This is a genomic window from Salinicola halophyticus (assembly GCF_003206695.1).
Classification (GTDB): Bacteria; Pseudomonadota; Gammaproteobacteria; order Pseudomonadales; family Halomonadaceae; genus Salinicola; species Salinicola halophyticus.
This window is the reverse complement of record NZ_PZJN01000006.1, coordinates 551,550-571,473: the sequence shown is the minus strand read 5'-3', so window position 1 is coordinate 571,473 and position 19,924 is coordinate 551,550. Positions and strand designations below refer to the sequence as shown.

The 19,924-nt window shown below is 63.8% G+C and carries 15 protein-coding genes; 11 read left to right on the top strand and 4 right to left on the bottom strand.

Going from position 1 to position 19,924, the window contains the following annotated elements:
• Positions 1–333: 333 nt before the first annotated feature.
• Both lptG and lptF read right to left on the bottom strand, forming a co-directional pair.
• A complete protein-coding gene (lptG, locus tag DOM58_RS10405) occupies positions 334–1,398 on the bottom strand; it encodes an LPS export ABC transporter permease LptG (protein ID WP_110692767.1) in 1,065 nt (354 codons plus the stop codon).
• Positions 1,398–2,477, bottom strand: a complete 1,080-nt coding sequence (lptF, locus tag DOM58_RS10400) for an LPS export ABC transporter permease LptF (protein WP_110692766.1) — start codon at positions 2,475–2,477, stop codon at positions 1,398–1,400. The genes lptG and lptF overlap by 1 nt, the downstream gene beginning before the upstream one ends.
• 334 nt (positions 2,478–2,811) lie before the next feature.
• Here lptF and DOM58_RS10395 point away from each other — a divergent pair, with 334 nt between their 5' ends.
• The 9 genes from DOM58_RS10395 to DOM58_RS10350 all read left to right on the top strand — a co-directional run bounded on the left by DOM58_RS10395 (position 2,812) and on the right by DOM58_RS10350 (position 13,583).
• Positions 2,812–4,326 carry a leucyl aminopeptidase gene (locus DOM58_RS10395; protein WP_110692765.1) on the top strand — a complete coding sequence of 505 codons (1,515 nt, stop codon included), beginning with the start codon at positions 2,812–2,814 and terminating at the stop codon, positions 4,324–4,326.
• Between the two features lie 275 nt (positions 4,327–4,601).
• A complete protein-coding gene (locus DOM58_RS10390) occupies positions 4,602–5,702 on the top strand; it encodes a branched-chain amino acid aminotransferase (protein ID WP_075562685.1) in 1,101 nt (366 codons plus the stop codon).
• Between the two features lie 101 nt (positions 5,703–5,803).
• Complete coding sequence (locus DOM58_RS10385; protein WP_075562686.1) at positions 5,804–6,202, top strand: VOC family protein; 399 nt, start codon at positions 5,804–5,806, stop codon at positions 6,200–6,202.
• A 53-nt stretch (positions 6,203–6,255) separates the two neighbouring features.
• Complete coding sequence (locus DOM58_RS10380; protein ID WP_110692763.1) at positions 6,256–6,996, top strand: SDR family oxidoreductase; 741 nt, start codon at positions 6,256–6,258, stop codon at positions 6,994–6,996.
• Positions 6,997–7,338: 342 nt separating this feature from the next.
• Entirely contained in the window at positions 7,339–7,764 is a 426-nt protein-coding gene (locus DOM58_RS10375) for a DNA polymerase III subunit chi (protein WP_075562688.1), read from the top strand.
• Positions 7,765–8,110: 346 nt separating this feature from the next.
• Positions 8,111–10,957 carry a valine--tRNA ligase gene (locus DOM58_RS10370; protein ID WP_110692762.1) on the top strand — a complete coding sequence of 949 codons (2,847 nt, stop codon included), beginning with the start codon at positions 8,111–8,113 and terminating at the stop codon, positions 10,955–10,957.
• A 230-nt stretch (positions 10,958–11,187) separates the two neighbouring features.
• The gene (locus DOM58_RS10365) at positions 11,188–11,895 is read left to right on the top strand and encodes a phosphatase PAP2 family protein (protein WP_245392228.1); all 708 of its coding nucleotides are present in this window, start codon (positions 11,188–11,190) and stop codon (positions 11,893–11,895) included.
• A gap of 133 nt (positions 11,896–12,028) precedes the next feature.
• Positions 12,029–12,580, top strand: coding sequence for a hypothetical protein (locus tag DOM58_RS10360; protein ID WP_110692761.1), 552 nt, complete (start codon positions 12,029–12,031; stop codon positions 12,578–12,580).
• A gap of 415 nt (positions 12,581–12,995) precedes the next feature.
• Positions 12,996–13,583, top strand: a complete 588-nt coding sequence (locus tag DOM58_RS10350) for an anti-sigma factor family protein (RefSeq protein ID WP_110692760.1) — start codon at positions 12,996–12,998, stop codon at positions 13,581–13,583.
• A gap of 64 nt (positions 13,584–13,647) precedes the next feature.
• Here DOM58_RS10350 and DOM58_RS10345 read toward each other — a convergent pair whose 3' ends face one another.
• Together DOM58_RS10345 and DOM58_RS10340 are read right to left on the bottom strand one after the other, a co-directional pair.
• Positions 13,648–14,706, bottom strand: coding sequence for an ATP-binding protein (locus tag DOM58_RS10345; RefSeq protein WP_110692759.1), 1,059 nt, complete (start codon positions 14,704–14,706; stop codon positions 13,648–13,650).
• On the bottom strand, positions 14,703–15,437 hold the full coding sequence (locus tag DOM58_RS10340; RefSeq protein WP_110692758.1) for a response regulator: 735 nt from the start codon (positions 15,435–15,437) through the stop codon (positions 14,703–14,705). Before DOM58_RS10340 ends, DOM58_RS10345 begins: the two co-directional genes overlap by 4 nt.
• Positions 15,438–15,594: 157 nt before the next feature.
• On the opposite strand from DOM58_RS10340, the gene DOM58_RS10335 reads away from it, so the two are divergent.
• Both DOM58_RS10335 and DOM58_RS10330 read left to right on the top strand, forming a co-directional pair.
• Positions 15,595–16,773 (top strand): efflux RND transporter periplasmic adaptor subunit, encoded by a 1,179-nt coding sequence (locus DOM58_RS10335; RefSeq protein WP_110692757.1) that lies wholly within the window; start codon positions 15,595–15,597, stop codon positions 16,771–16,773.
• A gap of 16 nt (positions 16,774–16,789) precedes the next feature.
• Positions 16,790–19,921, top strand: a complete 3,132-nt coding sequence (locus DOM58_RS10330) for a multidrug efflux RND transporter permease subunit (RefSeq protein ID WP_110692756.1) — start codon at positions 16,790–16,792, stop codon at positions 19,919–19,921.
• The last annotated feature ends 3 nt before the right edge of the window (positions 19,922–19,924 follow it).

Here is a 19,924-nt window from a genome sequence, read left to right as displayed (position 1 = left end):
AAATGATTCGCATAGGCAATTTCAACCCGGAATCAGAATCATCTCGCCTAAAGTATTCGCCAGTGGCTTAACGGAACCTGAACACACGTCGGAGACCTTTGACGCCCGGACACCAAAACGCCGCGCCCTTTCGGGTCGCGGCGTCCTGTGGTCCATCCTGCTAACGATGTCTGTCGGAATCTGTTTTACGATCTAGCGAGCTAAAGCCAAACGAGGCGACAACGCTTGAGGAAAGGACCGGGCTCGCGCACGAGTTTACATGGGGTTAAATGAGCATTCCGAAAGTGTTTTCAACAATGTTTGGCCGACGCGCAGCAGATCGTAGACAGGTTTTTAGCCGGTACGGCGCAACAACCAGATACCCAGCAGATAACAGGCAGCGGTCGGCACCACCACCGCCAGCGCGGGCGAGAAACCGAACAGCACGGATGCCGGTGCCAGCAGATCCTGCAGATACTTGAAGGTCAGCCCGACGATCACGCCGTAGAAAATACGGGTCCCGGCCGCCACCGTACGCAGCGGGCCGAACACGAACGAGGCGGCCAGCAGCACCAGCCCGGCGAGCGTGACCGGCAGCAGGCTCTTCTGCCAGAAATAGAGCAGCGGCTGGGTCGCTTCCTGCCCTTGAGCCTCCAGATAGTCGGCGTAGCGCCACAGGCTGGTCATCGGCTGGCTATCCAGCGGCCGCAGCAGTCGATTGAGCTGCGCCGGGGTCAGTGCGGTGTCCCAACTCTCGGTCGCCAGCGTTTCGGCACGTGTGCCACCATCCTCGAAATGGGTGACCTCCACATCTTCCAGCGTCCAGCTGTCGCCATCCCACACCGCGCGCGCCGCCTGGGTGGCGTCGATCAGATTCTGGCCATCGAAGTGATACCAGGTGACGTTGATCAGCGTGTCGTCGGCGCGAATCGTGCCAAAGCGATAGAAGTCGTCGCCCTCGCGCTGCCAGCCGCCGCGATGCGATAGCACGGCCTCCGAGCCTTCGGACTGCTCCAGCCGCCACGCCTCCGCCTGCTGCTCGGTGGCCGGGCCGACGAACTCCCCGATCGCCATGGTGATCAGGATCACCAGCACCAACGGTTTGAGCACGCCCAGCAGAATCCGGCCCAGCGAGCGCCCGGCGGCGCGCATCACCGTCAGCTCGTTGCTGGAGGCCATCGACCCCAGCCCCACTAGCGCGCCGATCAGAACCGCCACCGGCGCGTATTCGTAGAATCTCCACGGCAGCCGCATGATCAGGTAGATCAGCACGTCCAGTGCGGTGTAATCGCCGGAGACATCGCCCAGATCGTTGATGTAGGAGATCACCAGATCCAGCCCCAGCACCATGACCTGGACGACGAGCATTGCCCCCAGCACGCTGCGGGCGATGTAACGGTCGAGACGATCGATCAGCATCAGCGGCCTCCCCGCTTCTGGTCGCGGCGCAGCAGCAACAGACCGAGCACCAGATAGACCGCGTGAATGGGCCACATGCCGATGGTCGCCGGCAGGCTACCCCGCCCGATCGCATCCTGCGCCGCCAGCAGCAGACTGAGATAACTGACATGCAGAAAGATCGCCGGCAACAGCTTGGCGAAGCGGCCCTGGCGCGGGTTGACCCGCGACAGCGGCAGCGCCAGCAGCGTCAGAATGGGGATCATCAATGGCATCGAAAGTCGCCACTGCAGTTGCGCCATGGCCTCGTCGTCACCGTCGGCGATCAGCGCGGGCGTGGTCATCAGCTCGCTATCCTGGTCGGTTTCGGTCGTCTCGTCGGTGGCCAGACGCACGCCGTAGCTGCCGAATTCCAGTTTCTCGGCCACCGGTCTGCCGGGATCGATGCTGTAACGCTCGCCGTTTCCGAGTACCAGATAGCGGCTGCCGGTCTCGGGATCGGTGGTTTGATAGCCGCTCTCAGCGCGGGTCACGACCTGCTTCGGCGAGCCATCACCGCCGCCCTGGTGCTCGCTGATGAACACGCCCTCCATGCGGGAGCCGTCATCGCTGAGCGACCGCGTGTAGGCGGTACGGTCGTTGCCAAAATCCTGAAAACGTCCGGGCGAGAGCAGCGAAAAGTCGAGCCGGCTCTTCTGCTCGTCGATCAGGCGTTCGTTGTGAGCCGCCCCGGTCGGCGTCAGCCACAGGCTGCAAAGCCCGACCAGCACGGCGATGAAAGCGGCCGGCAGCAGAGTGACCTTCAGCAGCCGGTTGGGGCTGATACCGCAGGCGACCAGCACCGTAATCTCGCTGTTGAGATAGAGCTGACCGTAGGCCAGCAGGATCGCCAGAAAGAACGACAGCGGCAGCACCAGCTCGAGAAAGCTGGGCATGTGGAACAGCATCAGCGTGCCCAGCGCACTGAGCGGCAGTTCGCCCTGGGCCGCATCGGTGAAGTAGCGGATAAAACGGCTGCCCATGATCACCAGCAGCAGCACGCCGGCCACCGCCGACATCGTCAGCAGGATCTCGCGGGTCAAATAGCGGAATACGATCAATCTCAACTCCTGGCAACATCCACAGCTGATTGGCTTCCTGCCGCGGTCTGCTTCGACGGCCGCCCCGGGCAACCGAAACCGCTTCGTCGTTGCGTCCAAGGATTCCCGCTGTCGAAGCGGCTTGTGCAACGCGCTTCAGCTTTGCGTAAACTGGCCGAATCGATGGCCTTTCATCGGCGGCAGCGAGCTCGGGCCTTCGAGCGCAATCTCAATATCGACTCAGGCGCCCATCGTCATTGCCGCGCGAATCTATTTCGGCGCCATTATCCTGAATCACCACTCGCTTGTCTCGTTACCGACAGGCTTGTCCGCTCAATCGTTCATTGGAGACGACATGGAATTTTCCGTACTGACCGTCAATCCGGCCAAGGTCGAAACAGCCTGCCTAGTCGTGCCGCTGTTTCAGGATGGCGACCTGCTGTCCGCCGCCGCCAAGCTGGATGACGCCAGCGAACGCTTGATCGCGCAACTCGTCGAACGCGGCGACTTCACCCCGGAGCTGGCCAATGTTCAGCTGATTCCGTTCGCGCCGGGTCTTGCCGCCGAGCGGCTGTTGCTGGTCGGTCTCGGCAACCGCGAGACGTTCAACGAAGGCGCTCTGCGTAAATCGCTCGACGCCGCCTTTACCGCGCTGGCCAAGCTGCCGGTCGACAGCGCTGCCGTGGCCTTCGACGATGCCGAGGTCGAGGATCGCGATACCGCCTGGAAAGCGCAGATGACGCTAGAGTCGGCAACCCGCGCGGTTTATCGCTTTACCCAGTGCAAGTCGACCTCACCGGCGGCGCCCCTGCTCGACAGGATTGAACTGCTGGTGGGCGATGCCAATCAGGCGGACAACGCCAAGGCCGGCGCCCGCATCGGCGCCGCCTTGGGTGACGGCGTCAATCTCGCCCGCACGCTGGGCAACCTGCCCGGCAATATCTGCACGCCGACCTATCTCGCCAATCAGGCCGAGACGCTGGCCGGGGAATCCGCCGGCTCGCTGGAAGTCGAGATTCTCGACGAGGCCGAACTGGAATCGCTGGGCGCGCACTCGCTGCTGGCCGTGGGTCGTGGCAGCGCCGAGCCGTCCAAGCTGATCGTCATGAAGTATCAGGGCGCCGACGATGCCGAAGAATCCCCTCACGTTCTGGTCGGCAAGGGCATCACCTTCGACACCGGCGGGATCTCGCTCAAGGCGGGCGCCGGCATGGACGAGATGAAATTCGACATGTGCGGCGCCGCCAGCGTGTTCGGCACCATGAAGAGTCTCATCGCCCTGAAACCGAAGCTCAACGTGGTGGCGATCGTCGCCAGCGCCGAGAACATGCCGGATGGCCGCGCGATCAAGCCCGGCGACATCGTCACCACGCTCAAGGGGCTGACGGTCGAGATTCTCAATACCGATGCCGAAGGTCGTCTGGTGCTGTGTGACGCGCTGACCTACGCCGAGCGTTTCGACCCGGCCAGCGTCGTCGATATCGCCACCCTGACCGGCGCCTGCATGATCGCGCTGGGCGATCACGCCAGCGGGCTGTTCTCCAACGATGACGATCTGGCGCTGGATCTGCTCGAAGCCGGCGAAGCGTCCTGGGACCGCGCCTGGCACATGCCGCTGTGGGACGACTATCAGCAGCAGCTGGATTCCAACTTCGCTGACCTCGCCAATATCGGCGGACGCCCGGCGGGTGCCATCACCGCCGCGTGCTTTCTGTCACGCTTCGCCGACAAGTACCCGTGGGCGCATCTCGATATCGCCGGCACCGGCTGGGACAGCGGCAAGCAGAAAGGCGCCAGCGGCCGCCCGGTGGGTCTGCTGACGCGTTATCTGCTCGACCGCGAAAGCGAGCTGATAGTGACGCAGGAGTGATGCAGGAGGCATGATCCGCTCTGGACCTGAATAAGCGCAGGCGCGGAGTCGGGCTCCCTGGATAAGCAGGCGCAGAATCGGACGCCCTGGATATCCAGGCGCGGAGTCGGGCGCCATGAACAGCTACTGCGCTGCCCTCTTCGCAGCCAACGCTTTGCATGCTAATTTAAATGATCCGCTGCCCGTCGCTGCGACGGGCGGCTCCCAACCGAAGTCACCGACCGCCTGGCGCTCCACGAGTCGTCAGGCATCATGGACTGTCAGGAGAAGTCGCAGTGTCCACTTCAGGTTTCGAAGCCCGCCTTTCCTCCAATCCGCTCGATGCCACTCTGCGCAACGAGATTCTTGCCAACCCGGGCTTCGGCCGCTACTTCACCGATCACATGGTACACGTGCGCTGGACCAAGACCGGTGGCTGGCAGCGCGGCGAGATTCGCCCCTACGGGCCGCTGCTGATCGACCCGGCATCGCCGGTGCTGCACTACGGTCAGGAGATCTTCGAAGGCATCAAGGCTTACCGCCATGCCGACGGCTCGGTCTGGACCTTCCGTCCCGAGAAGAACGCAGCCCGCTTCCGCGCTTCCGCGCGTCGTCTGGCCCTGCCGGAACTCGATGACGAGACCTTCCTGGGCTCGCTCAAGACCCTGGTCGCGCAAGACGCCGACTGGGTGCCGACGCCGCAGAACGAAGCCGAAGAGTGCAGCCTCTACCTGCGCCCGTTCATGATCGGCAACGGCAAGTCGCTGGGCGTCAAGCCGGCGGCCGAGGTCGACTACTATCTGATCGCCTCGCCGGCAGCGGCCTACTTCAAGGGCGGCGGCAAGCCGGTCTCGATCTGGCTCTCCCAGCACTACAACCGCGCTGCGCCCGGTGGCACTGGGTTCGCCAAGTGTGGCGGCAACTATGCCGCGTCGCTGCTGGCCCAGGCCGAGGCCGAAAGCCATGGCTGCGATCAGGTCGCGTTTCTCGACGCGGCGGAAAACAAGTGGATCGAAGAGCTGGGCGGCATGAACCTGTTCTTCGTCTACCGTGACGGTCGTCTGGTCACCCCGGCGCTGACCGGGACCATTCTGGAAGGTGTCACCCGTGATTCCATTCTGGAGCTGGCCCGTGACGCTGGCCTCACGCCGGAAGAGCGGCCGATCAGCATCGACGAATGGCGAGATGGCGTGGCCAGCGGCGAAATCGTCGAAGTCTTCGCCTGTGGCACCGCGGCTGTCATCACTCAGATCGGCCAGTTGGTGACCGAGAACGATCGCATCGTGACGCCGCCGATCGAAGGCGAAGCGGTCAGCGCCAAGCTGCGCAAGCGTCTGCTGGATATCCAGTACGGCCGCAGTGAAGACACTCGCGGCTGGCTGATGCGACTGGCCTGATTCCGACCTACACTGAATGCCCGAGCGCCGGCTCGAGCGACAATGACCGCCTCCTGGGCGGTCATTGTGCTTGTAGCCTTCGCTTCACCAAGGAGAGACGCATGTTCAGCCACGTCATGATCGGAACCAACGATATCGCCCGCGCCAAGCGCTTCTACGACGCCGTTCTGGGCACGCTGGATATCGCTGAAGGCCAGCTTGGCGAACGCAAGGGGATCCAGCGAGTCTTCTACCGTCAGGACGGCAATGCCTTTGGCGTCACCGAACCGATCGACGGCCAGCCCGCCACGGTGGGCAACGGCAGCACCTTCGCCTTTCGCTGCTCCTCGGCCGAGCAGGCCGAGCGTTTTCACGATACCGCCGTCGCCCAAGGTGGCACCTCCGTCGAGGACGCGCCGGGCGTTCGCCACACTGCCATGGGCGACATGTTTCTCGCCTACGTGCGCGACCTCGACGGCCACAAGCTTTGCGCCGTTTACCGCATGGAGCGCGCCGACTGAGTCGGGCCTTGCTCCCGGCCGACGATCAAACCCCATCTCCAGAGGAGAGCCAGATGAAACCCGTGATGATCATTACCGGTGCCGGACGCGGTATCGGCGCAGCAACGGCCATCATGGCCGCCCAGAAAGGCTACGCCGTGGCGGTCAACTATCGCAGTGACAAGGCCTCTGCCGACAAGGTGGTGGCCGAGATCGAATCCGACGGCGGCCGCGCGATCGCGATCCAGGCCGACGTCGTCGACGAAGCGGCGATCGTCGCCATGTTCGAGACCGTCGACCGCGAGCTGGGAAGCGTCGATGTGCTGGTCAACAACGCCGGCATCGTCGACCAGATCAGCCGCGTCGACGAGATGAGCTTCGAGCGCGTCGACCGCATGATGAAGATCAACGTCGTCGGCCCGTTCATCTGTGCGCGTGAGGCGATCAAGCGCATGTCGACCAAGCACGGCGGCAAGGGCGGCGCCATCGTCAATATCGGCTCGGCGGCCTCTCACCTCGGCGGCTCGGGTGAATACGTCGACTACGCCGCCTCCAAGGGCGCCATCGATACCATGACCGAGGGGCTGTCGAAGGAAGTCGCCGGCGAGGGCATTCGCGTCAACACCATTCGCCCCGGCGTTATCCGCACCACCATTCACGCCAGCGGCGGCAACCCGGACAAGCCCGACGTGGCCGGCTCGGTGATTCCCATGGGTCGCATCGGCGAACCCGAAGAGATCGCCAACGGCATTCTGTGGCTGGCCGAGGCCGGGTTCACGACGGGCGCACTGGTCGACATCGACGGCGGCGTTTAAGAAAGGTCGGGCCTGCGCGAGCGATTGGCGTTGTTGCACGGCGCGCGCGGGCCTCGCCTAACCCCCTGTTATGTCTCGTTCCTTACGCGCCGTGCGCCTAGCCACTCATCTCGCTCGGCGCCGACTCAATGACGAGATGCTGAATCCAGCCTCGCGATGCGCATTGAAGAACCCTCAACTGCGCTCGCTTAGCTGGATTCGCCTTGCCTGAGGCTAGCTCGCACAATCGCTCGGGCCTCGAGGCTTAGGCCATCAAAAGCCGGATCAGGTAACATTGCTAACTCGCACCCCTGGCTCGTAGCTCGTAGCTCGTAGCTCGTAGCTCGTCATCAACGGAATGTCATGACCAAAGTCGATTTCTACATCCTGCCCGATACCACGCTGGAAGCCCGGCTCAATTTCGCCTGCCGTCTGGCGGAGACGATCTATCGCAAGGGCTATCAGCTGCATATCCATACCCAGGATGAATCGATGGCGCGAGAGCTGGACGAGCTGCTGTGGACGTTCCGGGAAGACAGCTACGTCCCCCACCGGGTGGCGGGGGACGCCATGGACCCGGCGCCGCCGGTGACGATCGGCTGGGAAGCCGTGCCCGAGCCCGGCGTGCAGGCGATGCTCAACCTGAACGACGAGATCCCCGAGTGGTTCTCCCGGCTGGAACGGGTGGCCGAGATCATCAACCAGCATCAGGACGTGCTGCGCACCAAGCGCGCCTGCTGGAAGACCTATAAGGATCGGGGATATCGCGTCGAGGCGCATAAGCTCTAGGAAAACACTGCATAAATGTCTGCGCGAACTCGGCGTCCCCGGCAAATCGCTTCGTTGTGCGGTGCCGGGGCGCCGGTCCGATCGGAATCCTCACCTATACCCCATAGGCTCCGGTTCCTGTGCTCCGTACGCCTTGCGCTTTACTCCGCTCGTCGATTGATTCAGCGTTTCCTACCAAAAGTGGCTGCGCTCGCCAACTTTTCGCAACGGTGCCGCCAAATAGAGTCCGGCGGCCTCCCGCCATGACGCCGCATGCCGCCAAAGGGTATAATCCCCGCCATTTTTCGCTACGCGGCATTTCGCCGTGCCGCGTGTCGTCGTCACCGATTCGAGCCCGATAGCCGCCATGGACAAGACCTACCAACCCGATCAGATCGAAACCCGCTGGTACGAACGCTGGGAAGCCGACAACCGTTTCGCCCCGAGCGGCGAAGGCGAGCCGTTCTCGATCATGATTCCGCCGCCCAACGTGACCGGCAGCCTGCACATGGGCCACGCCTTCCAGGACACGATCATGGACACGCTGGTGCGCTGGAAGCGCATGCGCGGCAACAACACGCTATGGCAGGTCGGGACGGATCACGCCGGCATCGCCACCCAGATGCTGGTCGAGCGCAAGCTGGCAGCGGAGACCGGCCAGACCCGTCACGATCTGGGTCGCGAGGCGTTCACCGACAAGATCTGGGAGTGGAAGGAAGAGTCCGGCGGACACATTACTCGCCAGCTGCGGCGCATGGGTGCGAGCGTCGACTGGAGCCGCGAGCGCTTCACCATGGATGACGGCTTCTACAAGGCGGTGCAGGAAGTCTTCGTGCGCCTGCATGACGAGGGCCTGATCTACCGCGGCAAGCGCCTGGTCAACTGGGACCCGACGCTGCATACCGCGATTTCCGATCTCGAAGTCGAGAACCGCGAACAGCAGGGCCAGTTCTGGCACTTCCGGTATCCGCTGGCCGATGGCGCCAAAACCGCCGACGGCAAGGAGTACCTGATCGTTGCCACCACGCGCCCGGAAACGCTGCTCGGCGATACCGGCGTGGCGGTCAATCCGGAAGATCCGCGCTACGCCTCGCTGATCGGCAAGTTCATCGAGCTGCCGCTGGTCGGCCGTCGGATTCCGATCATCGCCGACGACCATGCCGATATGGAAAAAGGCTCGGGCTGCGTCAAGATCACCCCGGCCCACGACTTCAACGACTATGAAGTCGGCAAGCGTCACGATCACGCCCTGATCAACGTGTTCTCGCAGGATGCCGCCGTCCTCGAGCGTGCCGAGGTGTTCGACCTGCAGGGCCGCCCGCTGCCCGATGTCGACGCCACCCTGCCGGCAGCCTACACCGGGCTGGATCGCTACGTTGCGCGTGAGCGAATCGTCGCCGACATGGACGCCGCCGGTCTGCTCGAGCAGATCGAGACGGTCACCAACACCCTGCCCTACGGCGACCGCTCCGGCGACGTGATCGAGCCGCTGCTGACCGATCAATGGTTCGTTGCCGTCGAGAAGTTGGCCAAGCCGGCGATCGAGGCCGTCGAAAACGGCGACATCGAGTTCGTACCCAAGAACTACGAGAACATGTACTTCGCCTGGATGCGCGATCTGCAGGACTGGTGCATCTCGCGCCAGCTGTGGTGGGGGCATCGCATTCCGGCCTGGTACGACGCCGAGGGTAAGGTCTACGTCGCCCGCACCGAACAGGAAGCCCGCGACAAACACGAGATCGCGGCCGACGTGACGCTGACCCAGGACGACGACGTGCTCGACACCTGGTTCAGCTCGGGCCTGTGGACCTTCGGCACCCTGGGCTGGCCGGAAAAGACGCCTGAGCTCGAGACCTTCCACTCGACCAGCGTGCTGGTCACCGGGTTCGACATCATCTTCTTCTGGGTCGCACGGATGATCATGCTCACCGGCCACTTCACCGGCGAGGTGCCGTTCAAGACCGTCTACGTCCACGGCCTGGTGCGCGACGCCCAGGGTCAGAAGATGTCCAAGTCCAAGGGCAACGTGCTCGATCCCATCGACCTGATCGACGGCATCGACCTGGAAACGCTGGTCGCCAAACGGACCGGCAACATGATGCAGCCGCAGAAGGCCCGCGCGATCGAGAAAGCGACCCGTAGCGAGTTCCCGGACGGCATCGAGTCCCACGGTACCGATGCGCTGCGCTACACCTTCCTGTCGCTGGCCACCACCGGACGCGACGTCAAGTTCGACATGGGCCGACTCGACGGCTATCGCAACTTCTGCAACAAGCTGTGGAACGCCTCGCGCTACGTGCTGATGAACGCCGAAGACCAGGATGTTGGCCTCGCCGGCGAGAGCGTCGAGCTGTCATTGGCCGATCGCTGGATCATCTCTCGCCTGCAGCAGACCGAAGCCCAGGTCACCAAGGCGCTGGAAGAGTACCGTTTCGATCACGCCTCTCAGGCGCTCTACGACTTCGTCTGGAACGAGTACTGCGACTGGTATCTGGAGCTTTCCAAGCCGGTGCTGTGGGACGAGAACGCCTCCGTCGAGGCCAAGCGCGGCACTCGTCGCACGCTGGTCCGCGTGCTCGAGGTGATTCTCCGCCTGGCTCATCCGATGATGCCGTTCATCAGTGAAGAAATCTGGCAGCGCGTCGCCCCGCTGGCCGGCACCCGGTCGAAGGATGACGACAGCCTGATGACGCAGCCGTGGCCGGAGGCGGACGCCTCACGCATCGACGAGCAGTCAATTCGTGATATCGAGTGGCTCAAGGGCGTGATCGTCGCAGTCCGTAACATCCGCGCCGAAATGAATATCGCCCCCGGCAAGCCGCTGGACGCCCTGCTGACCAAGGGCGCCACCGGCGACCGCGAGCGTCTCGAGGCCAACCGCCTGTTCCTCTCCAAACTGGCCAAGCTCGAGAGCGTGACCTGGCTCGACGATCCCGAGCAGGCACCGCTCTCGGCGACGCAACTGGTCGGCGATATGGAAGTGCTGGTGCCGATGGCCGACCTGATCGACAAGGACGCCGAGCTTGCGCGCCTCGCCAAGGAGATCGACAAGCAGGACAAGCTGATCGTCGGTATCGAGAAGAAGCTCGGCAACGAAAGCTTCACCGCCAAGGCGCCGGAAGCGGTGGTCGAGAAGGAGCGCGGCAAGCTCAAGGAATATCTCGCGGCGCGTCAGGTGCTGGTCGAACAGCGCAACAAGATCGCCGCTCTATAAAGCAACTCGCTCAACACGACGGCTGACACTGTCGCTGCCACCGCGCCTCGAGCCCTCGACGATTCGTCGGGGGCTTTTTCGTTTCGAGCCAGGTTGGAAGACAGTCAAGCCGGACGGACTCATCGGAACGGCAGGCGGCAAGGCAGGCGATGAGTTTTAGAACACTGTTCCTTATGTGTATCTTAAATTATAATCCTCGCAGACGAATCCTCTTGCGGGAGACATGACTCATGAACATGCAGTGGAAACGCGTGCTGGGGCTCAATCTGACCGGGCTGGTCCTGCTCCTGAGTTGGGCGCTACCCCATGGGTTGCCCTGGACCGATCTGGACGATCGGATCTTCTGGACCTTCAACCACTGGATCACGCCGGAAAACGGTCTATGGGACGATCTGCTGGCGCTGCTCAATACGCGTTTCTTCGACGCCGCCTCGTTCGGCGTCATGGGCGTGTTGTTCACCATCGCCATGCGCCGAGACCCGCGGCCTGATCGATGGCGGCGCTGGCTCGGTATCGGTGTGACCATGCTGCTGACAGCCGGGGTGATCGCTGTGGTGACCAACAAGGCGATTACCTACGGCCATCCCAGTCCGACGCGATTCTTCGCACACGCGGCCCATCTGACCGACATCGTCTCGATTCCAACTAAGGACTCGGCATCGAACAGTTTTCCCGGCGATCACGGTTTGATGCTGATGATCTTTGCCGGCTTCATGCTGCGCTTCGCCGATCGGCGTACCGCCGGCTGGAGCGTTGCCTTCGTACTGCTGTTGAGCGCTCCCCGCATCATGGTTGGCGCGCACTGGTTCAGCGACGTCTACATGGGTGCGCTCAGCATTGCCCTGCTCGCCCTGCCGTGGATTCTGTGTACGCCGGTGGCGGGCGGCATGACGGCCCTCGTTCAGCGTTGGCTGGCGCGTCTGCCACGGGCGCATTGAACACGAACACACGAAGCCGCCGATTCCGCTTCGCTGACGAGGATGACGCTCACGCCCAAACCATAGCACTGTCCAGTGACATCGCTTCTGGACTTCCTGATAATCTGGCGCGGTTTCAACGTTTGGAGAAAACATGGATAACCGAGTCGAACTGCGCCTCAGCCTGGATGACGGCAGCGTCAACATTCCGTACAGCGCGGAAGACAGTGAGAACGGAGAAGCGTACCCGTATCAACGACTCGTGCATGATCCAAAGCAGATCGACGCGATACCGGAAGTCCGCGAGTTCCCCCGCATTCGTGACGCGCTCGCTCGAATCAATCAGCCCGGCAACACTTTCGAAACTGCCAGGATGATGACCTGGCGCGATGACGAAGGCGGTCATTCAAGCGTGTGCGCGTTGGGATTCTTCTTCCAGGACAGAAGCCTCTTCGCCGACCAGAGCCACTGCTACCGACTCGCCGGCAACCTGCTCAGCGCGATGCTGGGCGATGAATTCATGAGCCAGCAGGCTTTCGCGCCCATGCTCGAGATCCAACGCGCTCACCTGACCATCGAGCAATGCTCGGGCTGGATCATGGATCTCTATCTCGCAGGCACCAGCGAGGATGACCAGGCTTCGGCAGACGACGAGCTCCAGCGCAGAGTTTCGTGGCTTGCTGATTTCCTGAACAAGCAAACCTAACCCGGCTTGTATCGCTCGGGCTTAGATTGAAGTACCAAGTGGGCGTGCGGCTACTGCACCGCCTACGACGCGTCAGGTTCGCCCTACCGAGGCAGATGAAACGCTGCCAGCTCGACTCCCCCTGCGTTTGAACACCAGACTCCCCCTCGCGATGAATTTGAAACCGAACCGCACTGCGCCGTTCGGCCAAGATGCATGCGGCCTTGGGCATCCCGAGGATTGCATGGTCGTATTGGGTGCCATGATTGCTCCGTCCGAGGCACACGTGGCAGTGACCACACCGTTTACGCGCTCGGACCCGATCAACAGTGGAATAATTCTCACGGTCATTCGTCTTACCTGCAGCCGACAGTGACAGGGTTTCTTCCTATGTCGCCAACGAGCCAGCCACCAACGCTGGCTGGCGACGGCGACCATGCTGGTCATGGCCCTGGGCATCGGCATGACCGGCGGTTGGAAAGTGCACGACATGATGACCCCGCCCTCGATTTCGGCGCAGCCGATGGCCGACGCCGTTCAGGCCTATCGCCTGTTCACCGACAGCGTCTCGTTCGACGGGAACATGACTATCGATAGAAACACGGCCATCGACGGCAACACTGCTATCGATGGGAACGGTATTGTCAACGCCAGCGATACCGCCGTCTCCGAACCGGACGCCAACAGTCGCGAGGGAATCGTCGAATTGTTTCAGGCCCATTTCAGCGACGGGATCATGCCGCCCGACCTTAGCGCCGCCGGCCTGGAGATGACGGGTGCGCGGCTGCTGGCCACCGATCAAGAGCCTGCCGCGATGGTGGTCTATCGTGACCGGACCGGGCGTCAGATGATGATGTACATACGCCCGCCGGGTGCCGGCAATCACATGCTGGAGCCGGGCAAGCGAATCGACGGCAAGCTCATGGCGCAGTACTGGTCGAAAGGCAATTACAACTATGCCGTCGTCAGCCAGCCGGACGATCCCAACGCCGCCATGCTCGAAGAGATGCTGCGGGAGAGTTGAGTCGTGCCGGAGCGGCCCATCGCGGTAGCGCTTTGCTCGGCACGCATGACGACATCACGGCCGCTCAAAGCGGCCAGATGATGACGAACGCACTGCCTCCCCGCCCCGTGGGCTGGCAAATCGCCTGGCCGCCGTGTGCCTCCGCAATGGCCTTGACCACAGCCAGCCCCAGGCCGCTGCCGCCGCTTTTGCGTGAACGCGAGGGATCGCCACGGTGAAAAGCCTCGAACAGGTCAGAGGCAAGCGCCCTATCGATGCCGGGACCGTCGTCCTCGACGACGAGATGGCAGTGACCGCCCGCTTGATAGAGGCGAACCCGCAGACTGCCCGGCTCGGCATGCTGCTGGGCGTTTTCCAGTAACGCCATCAGCGCCTGACGCATACGCACCGGATCGCACTTCACCTTCAAATTAGCCTCGAGTTCACTGTGCAGATGGAACCCTTTTGCCGCCAGCGGCGCGGCGAAGGCCTGCAGAACGCTGCCGAGTTCCTGGGCGAGATCCACCTCGACCCGGTGCAACTCCAGATGGCCGCTGTCATTGAGACTCAACACCCGCAGATCCTCGATCAGCCGGTTCAGACCTTCCACCTGGCGCAGCAAGCCATCGAACAGCTCGCTGCTGGGCGTGAAGACGCCTTCCGAAAGGCCCTGCAGACGTCCGCGCAAAATGGTCACCGGCGTGCGCAGCTCATGGGCGATGGCGGCGTTCCAGAACTCGCGTTCCCGGGTCACGCTTTGCAGCCGCTCGGCCATGGCGTTGAAATCGCGCACCAGCTGTGCCGTCTCGCCCATGGCCCTTTCGTCCGTCCGCGCACGCGCGGTCAGCTTGCCCTGGGCCACTTCGCGCAGACTGTGTGCCACCGAATTCAATGGGGTGAGCAGACGTCGCGATAAACGGATAGCAACGAATACCGCCATGCCCAGCGCGGCAACCGTAGTGCAGACGATCCACGCCAGTTCGACCCGTGACGGCATCCAGCTGTTGGAGATGCTCTCCGGCAAATAGGCCGTGGCGATGGCGTAGAACACGTAGGAGCCGAACACCGCGATGAAGATGATGCCCAGCGCCATCACCGCCAGGGACTGGATAATCTGCCGACGCAGACCCGGCATGCGTTTCATGGCTCGCTGCCGAAACGATAGCCCACGCCCCAGACGCTGGCCGGCACGCCTTGGATGTCCAGGGCCTCGAGCTTCTTGCGCAGCTTGCTGACGTGGCTGTCCACCGTACGCTCCTGGGTATCGCCCTCGGGCAGACAATGTTCCAGTAGCTCCGCCCTGCTGAACACCCGCCTGGGCGCCCGCATCAGACAGGCTAGCAGCTTGAACTCCGTCAGGGTCAGATCCAGCAACTGTTGCTGATCACCATTGCAGATGCTGGCCTCGTGGTTCTCCAAGTCGATCTGGAACGGGCCGACGCGCAGCATCTGCGTGGGGGCAGGCTCGCTCATCCGGGTGCGCCGCAGTACCGCTTGAACTCGCGCCACCACTTCGGCCGGATTGAAGGGCTTGACCACGTAATCGTCCGCGCCCAGACGCAGTCCCATTAGCTTGTCGAGATCCTGATCGAGCGCGGTGAGCATGATCACGGGGGTGTCTCCACGGGCGCGGATTTCACTGAGCACCTTCCAGCCGTCGACGCGAGGCATCTGCACGTCGAGCAGCAGCAGATCCGGCTTGAGCGATTGGTGCATGGACAGCGCTGCGAGGCCATCGGCGGCGTGCTGGGTGCGTAACCCGCTGCGCTGCAAATAGGCGCCGAGAATGTCGGCAATCTCGGCTTCATCCTCGGCGATCAGTACCAGTGCTGAAGCAGGAGAAGCAGGGCTGACACGCGCGTGGCGATCGAACATGAGCGGACTCGATGAGTATGGTCCTGAATTTTATCGCGCCCTCCATGCTTTCTCCATAAAGCCTCGAATCATTCGCAATAGCAGCGAGCCAAACTGGGCCTCGGTCCTTTTCGGTTGCCGCCTGGCGCGACGACCCCTTGAGCGAGGTTAGTGTGGTATGCGCATCAGACAGCGGCAGTGGAGCATTCTGCTCGCAGGGTTTGCCGTGTTGGGGCTGGCAGGCTGCGACCCCTCGCCACCCGATGCCACGAGCGAGGCGCCGTTACCGATTCCGGTCTCGGTGATGACGCTGGAAGCCGCCGACCTTTCGGTCACCGAGGATCTTCCTGGGCGCGTATCGGCCGTGCGTACTGCCGAAGTGCGCGCGCAGGTCACCGGCATCGTGAAACGCCGCCTGTTCGAGGAAGGCCGCGATGTCGAGGCCGGCAAGACGCTGTTCCAGATCGATCCGGCCCCCTTCAAGGCCGAGGTCGATATTGCCTCGGCGGCGTTGCAACGGGCCGAGGCGATGCTGGCCCAGGCTCGCATCAAGGCCGATCGTCTGGGGTCGTTGAGACGCAGCGAAGCCGTCAGCCGCCAGACCTACGACGATGCGGCTTCCCTCCGCGATCAGGCCACCGCCGACGTGGCCCAGGCCAGGGCGACTCTGGCGCGACGCAAGCTGGATCTGCAGTTCGCCAGTGTCGAGGCGCCGATTGACGGTCGCATCGACCAGACCCTGGTCAGCGAAGGCGCGCTGGTCTCGCCGACCGATACGACGCCCATGGCGCGAATCCAGCAGATCGACCAGGTGTATGTCGATGTGCGCCAGTCCGCTTCGGCACTGGAGACGTTGCGCCGCCAGACCGGCGCGGCGACGCCGGCGCTGACCGTGGAGATTCTGGGCAGCGACGGCAAGCCTCTCGGCATGCAGGGCCGCATCCTATTCTCCGGCACTCAGGTGGATACCGGTACCGGCGACGTGCTGCTGCGCGTACTGGTGGACAACCCGCAGCGCCGTTTGCTGCCCGGACTCTACGTGCAGGCGAGGGTCCCCCGTGCGCATTACCCCACCGCCCTGAGCGTGCCGCAACAGGCGGTGACCCGCACCGCCGGCCAGGCCAGCGTGTGGGTGGTAGGCGACCAGGGTCAGGCGCGGCCGGTGGCGATCGAGCTCGGGGAGTTGGTGGCGCGCCGTTATCGCGTGGTGTCCGGGCTCAGTGCCGGCCAGCAGGTGGTGATCGAAGGCATCGAGCGCCTGAGCGAGAACGCGCGCGTCACACCGCACCCCTGGCAGCCCGTCGGCGCCAGCGAACCGTCCGACACCCGCGAACAGTTCAGCGCCGCCGCGCGCTGAGTCCGGAGAATCCGTCATGCCGCAGTTCTTCATCAACCGCCCGGTGTTTGCCTGGGTGATCGCCCTGTTCATCGTGCTGGCCGGCGTCATCGCCATCCCGCAGCTGCCTATCGCCCGCTATCCGTCGGTGGCCCCGCCCTCGGTGACCCTCTATGCCACCTATCCGGGCGCCACGCCACAGACGCTCAACGACTCGGTGGTAAGCCTGGTCGAGCGCGAACTGTCGGGTGTCAAGAATCTGCTCTACTTCGAGTCCTCGGTCGACACCTCGGGCACGGCGCAGATCACCGCGACTTTCAAGCCGGGCACCGACGCCGAGCTGGCCCAGGTGGACGTGCAGAACCGGATCAAGGCGGTCGAGTCCCGCCTGCCCCAGGCCGTGCGACAGAGCGGCCTGCAGGTAGAGTCCGCCGCCACGGGCTTTCTGATGATGGTCGGCATGACATCGCCCAACGGCCAGTTCGATGAAGTCGCACTGAACGACTATTTCGCGCGCAATATCGTCCAGGAATTGCGCCGCATCGACGGTGTGGGGCGCGTACAGCTGTTCGGCGCCGAGCAGGCCATGCGCGTCTGGGTCGATCCGAACAAGCTCAGCGGCTATGGCCTGACCATGAATGATCTGGCTCAGGCCATCGAGCAGCAGAATGCGCAGATCGCCCCGGGGCGGGTCGGCGACGAGCCGACGCTGCCCGGCCAGCGCCTGACCGTGCCGCTGACGGTGCAAGGGCAACTGACAAGCCCGGAGCAGTTCGCCGCGGTCGTGCTGCGTGCGGATGCCGATGGGGGCAAGGTGGTGCTCGGGGACGTGGCGCGCCTCGAGTTGGGCGCGGAGTCCTACGCCTTTTCCAACCGCGAGAACGGCGTGGCGGCGACCAGTGCCGCCATCCAGCTCTCGCCCGGCGCCAACGCGGTGCGCACCGCGGCCGCCGTACGGGAGCGTCTAGCCGAGCTAGCGCCGAGCCTGCCCGCAGGCATGGCGTACTCGGTGCCGTTCGATACCGCGCCCTTCGTCAAGGTGTCCATCGAGAAGGTGATCTATACCCTGTTCGAGGCCATGGCGCTGGTATTCCTGGTGATGTTCCTGTTCCTGCAGAACCTGCGCTACACGCTGATCCCGGCCATCGTCGCGCCCATCGCGCTGCTCGGCACCTTCGCGGTCATGCTGCTGGCCGGCTTCTCGATCAATTCGCTGACCATGTTCGGCATGGTGCTGGCCATCGGCATCATCGTCGACGACGCCATCGTGGTGGTGGAGAACGTCGAAAGGCTGATGGCCACCCAGGGGCTGTCGCCGAAGGAAGCGACCATGCGGGCGATGCGGGAGATCACCGGGGCGATCATCGGGATCACCCTGGTGCTCACCGCCGTGTTCATCCCCATGGCCTTCGGCAGCGGCTCGGTGGGGGTGATCTATCAGCAGTTCACCCTGTCGATGGCGGTGGCGATCCTGTTCTCGGCCTTCCTCGCCCTGACCCTGACGCCGGCGCTGTGCGCCACGCTGCTGCGCCCGGTCGGTACCGAGCATCATGAGAAGCGCGGATTCTTCGGCGCCTTCAACCGAGGATTCGCGCGCCTCACGGCAGGCTACGGCGCGCGCGTGGCGCGCCTGGTCGGACGCAGCGGGCGGATGATGGCGGTGTTCGCAGTGCTCTGCGTGGTACTGGTCATCGCCGCCCGGCAGTTGCCATCCTCCTTTCTGCCCGAGGAGGATCAGGGCTACTTCATGACTTCCATTCAACTGCCCACCGGTGCCACCAGCGAGCGCACGCTGGAAGTGGTCAAGGCCTACGAGAAACACGTGGCCTCGCGCCCGGCGCTGGACACCAATCTGGTGATACTGGGCTTCAGCTTCGCCGGCTCCGGGCCCAATGCGGCCATGGCCTTCACCATGCTCAAGGACTGGGATCAGCGCGATGGAGCGACGGCTGCCGAAGAGGCGGCGCTGGCGCAGCAGGCCATGGCCGATAACGTCGAAGGCACGGTGATGAGCATGATGCCACCGGCCATCGACGAGCTGGGCACCTCCTCCGGTTTCACCCTGTTCCTGCAGGATCGGGCCAACCGCGGCGAGGCCGCGTTGCTGGCTGCACAGGCGCAACTGCTGAAACTGGCGGCGCAGAGCGGAGTGGTCAGCGATGTCTACGCGGATGGGCTGCCGCCCGGCGAGAGCATCCGCCTGGAAATCGACCGGCAGAAGGCCGAGGCCATGGGCCTCTCCTTCACTGCCGTGAGCAGCACGTTGTCGGCGGCGATGGGCTCGCTGTATGTCAACGACTTCCCCAATGCCGGACGCATGCAGCAGGTGATCCTGCAGGCCGATGCTTCGGCGCGCATGCAACTGGACGACGTGCTCGGCCTGCGCGTACGCAATGCCAATGGCGGCATGGTGGCGCTGCGCGAGGTGGTGACGCCGGTGTGGAGCGAGTCGCCGCAGCAGATGATGCGCTTTCAGGGCTTCCCCGCCGTGCGACTCGCCGGGGGCGCCGCACCGGGCGTTTCCAGCGGCGCGGCGATGGCCGAGATGGAACGCCTGGCAGCGCAGTTGCCGCAAGGCTTCGCCGTGGCGTGGACGGGGCAGTCGCTGCAGGAGCGCCAGTCGGCAGCGCAGGCGCCAGTGCTCATGCTGCTCTCAGCGCTGGTGGTATTCCTGGTGCTGGCTGCGTTGTACGAGAGCTGGTCGATTCCGTTGTCGGTGATGCTGGTGGTGCCGCTGGGCCTGCTCGGCGCCGTGGCCGCGGTGATGCTGCGCGGTCTACCCAACGACATCTTCTTCAAGGTAGGGATGATCACCCTCATCGGTCTGTCGGCGAAGAATGCCATCCTCATCGTCGAGTTCGCCCGGCAGTTGCGCACCGAGGGGCGCCCTCTGGTCGAGGCCGCGGTGACCGCCGCAAGGCTGCGCCTGCGGCCGATCCTGATGACCTCGCTGGCCTTCACCCTCGGCGTCGTGCCGCTGATGCTCGCCTCCGGCGCCAGCGCGGAGACCCAGCACGCCATTGGCACCGGGGTGTTCGGCGGCATGCTCAGCGGCACCGTGCTGGCGGTGTTCTTCGTGCCGGCCTTTTTCGTCTTCGTCATCGGCACGCAGGAACGCCTCGCCACTTGGCGTGCGCAGCGCGGCGAACGTCGCAGCCGTAGACCCTGACAT

Coding starts and splice junctions, on each gene's coding strand:
- DOM58_RS10375 (WP_075562688.1), top strand. CDS start 7,339: ATGACCAAAGTCGATTTCTACATCCTGCCCGATACCACGCTGGAAGCC.
- DOM58_RS10360 (WP_110692761.1), top strand. CDS start 12,029: ATGGATAACCGAGTCGAACTGCGCCTCAGCCTGGATGACGGCAGCGTC.
- DOM58_RS10380 (WP_110692763.1), top strand. CDS start 6,256: ATGAAACCCGTGATGATCATTACCGGTGCCGGACGCGGTATCGGCGCA.
- DOM58_RS10340 (WP_110692758.1), bottom strand. CDS start 15,437: ATGTTCGATCGCCACGCGCGTGTCAGCCCTGCTTCTCCTGCTTCAGCA.
- DOM58_RS10330 (WP_110692756.1), top strand. CDS start 16,790: ATGCCGCAGTTCTTCATCAACCGCCCGGTGTTTGCCTGGGTGATCGCC.
- DOM58_RS10350 (WP_110692760.1), top strand. CDS start 12,996: ATGCTGGTCATGGCCCTGGGCATCGGCATGACCGGCGGTTGGAAAGTG.
- DOM58_RS10385 (WP_075562686.1), top strand. CDS start 5,804: ATGTTCAGCCACGTCATGATCGGAACCAACGATATCGCCCGCGCCAAG.
- lptG (WP_110692767.1), bottom strand. CDS start 1,398: ATGCTGATCGATCGTCTCGACCGTTACATCGCCCGCAGCGTGCTGGGG.
- DOM58_RS10365 (WP_245392228.1), top strand. CDS start 11,188: ATGAACATGCAGTGGAAACGCGTGCTGGGGCTCAATCTGACCGGGCTG.
- DOM58_RS10395 (WP_110692765.1), top strand. CDS start 2,812: ATGGAATTTTCCGTACTGACCGTCAATCCGGCCAAGGTCGAAACAGCC.
- DOM58_RS10370 (WP_110692762.1), top strand. CDS start 8,111: ATGGACAAGACCTACCAACCCGATCAGATCGAAACCCGCTGGTACGAA.
- DOM58_RS10335 (WP_110692757.1), top strand. CDS start 15,595: ATGCGCATCAGACAGCGGCAGTGGAGCATTCTGCTCGCAGGGTTTGCC.
- DOM58_RS10345 (WP_110692759.1), bottom strand. CDS start 14,706: ATGAAACGCATGCCGGGTCTGCGTCGGCAGATTATCCAGTCCCTGGCG.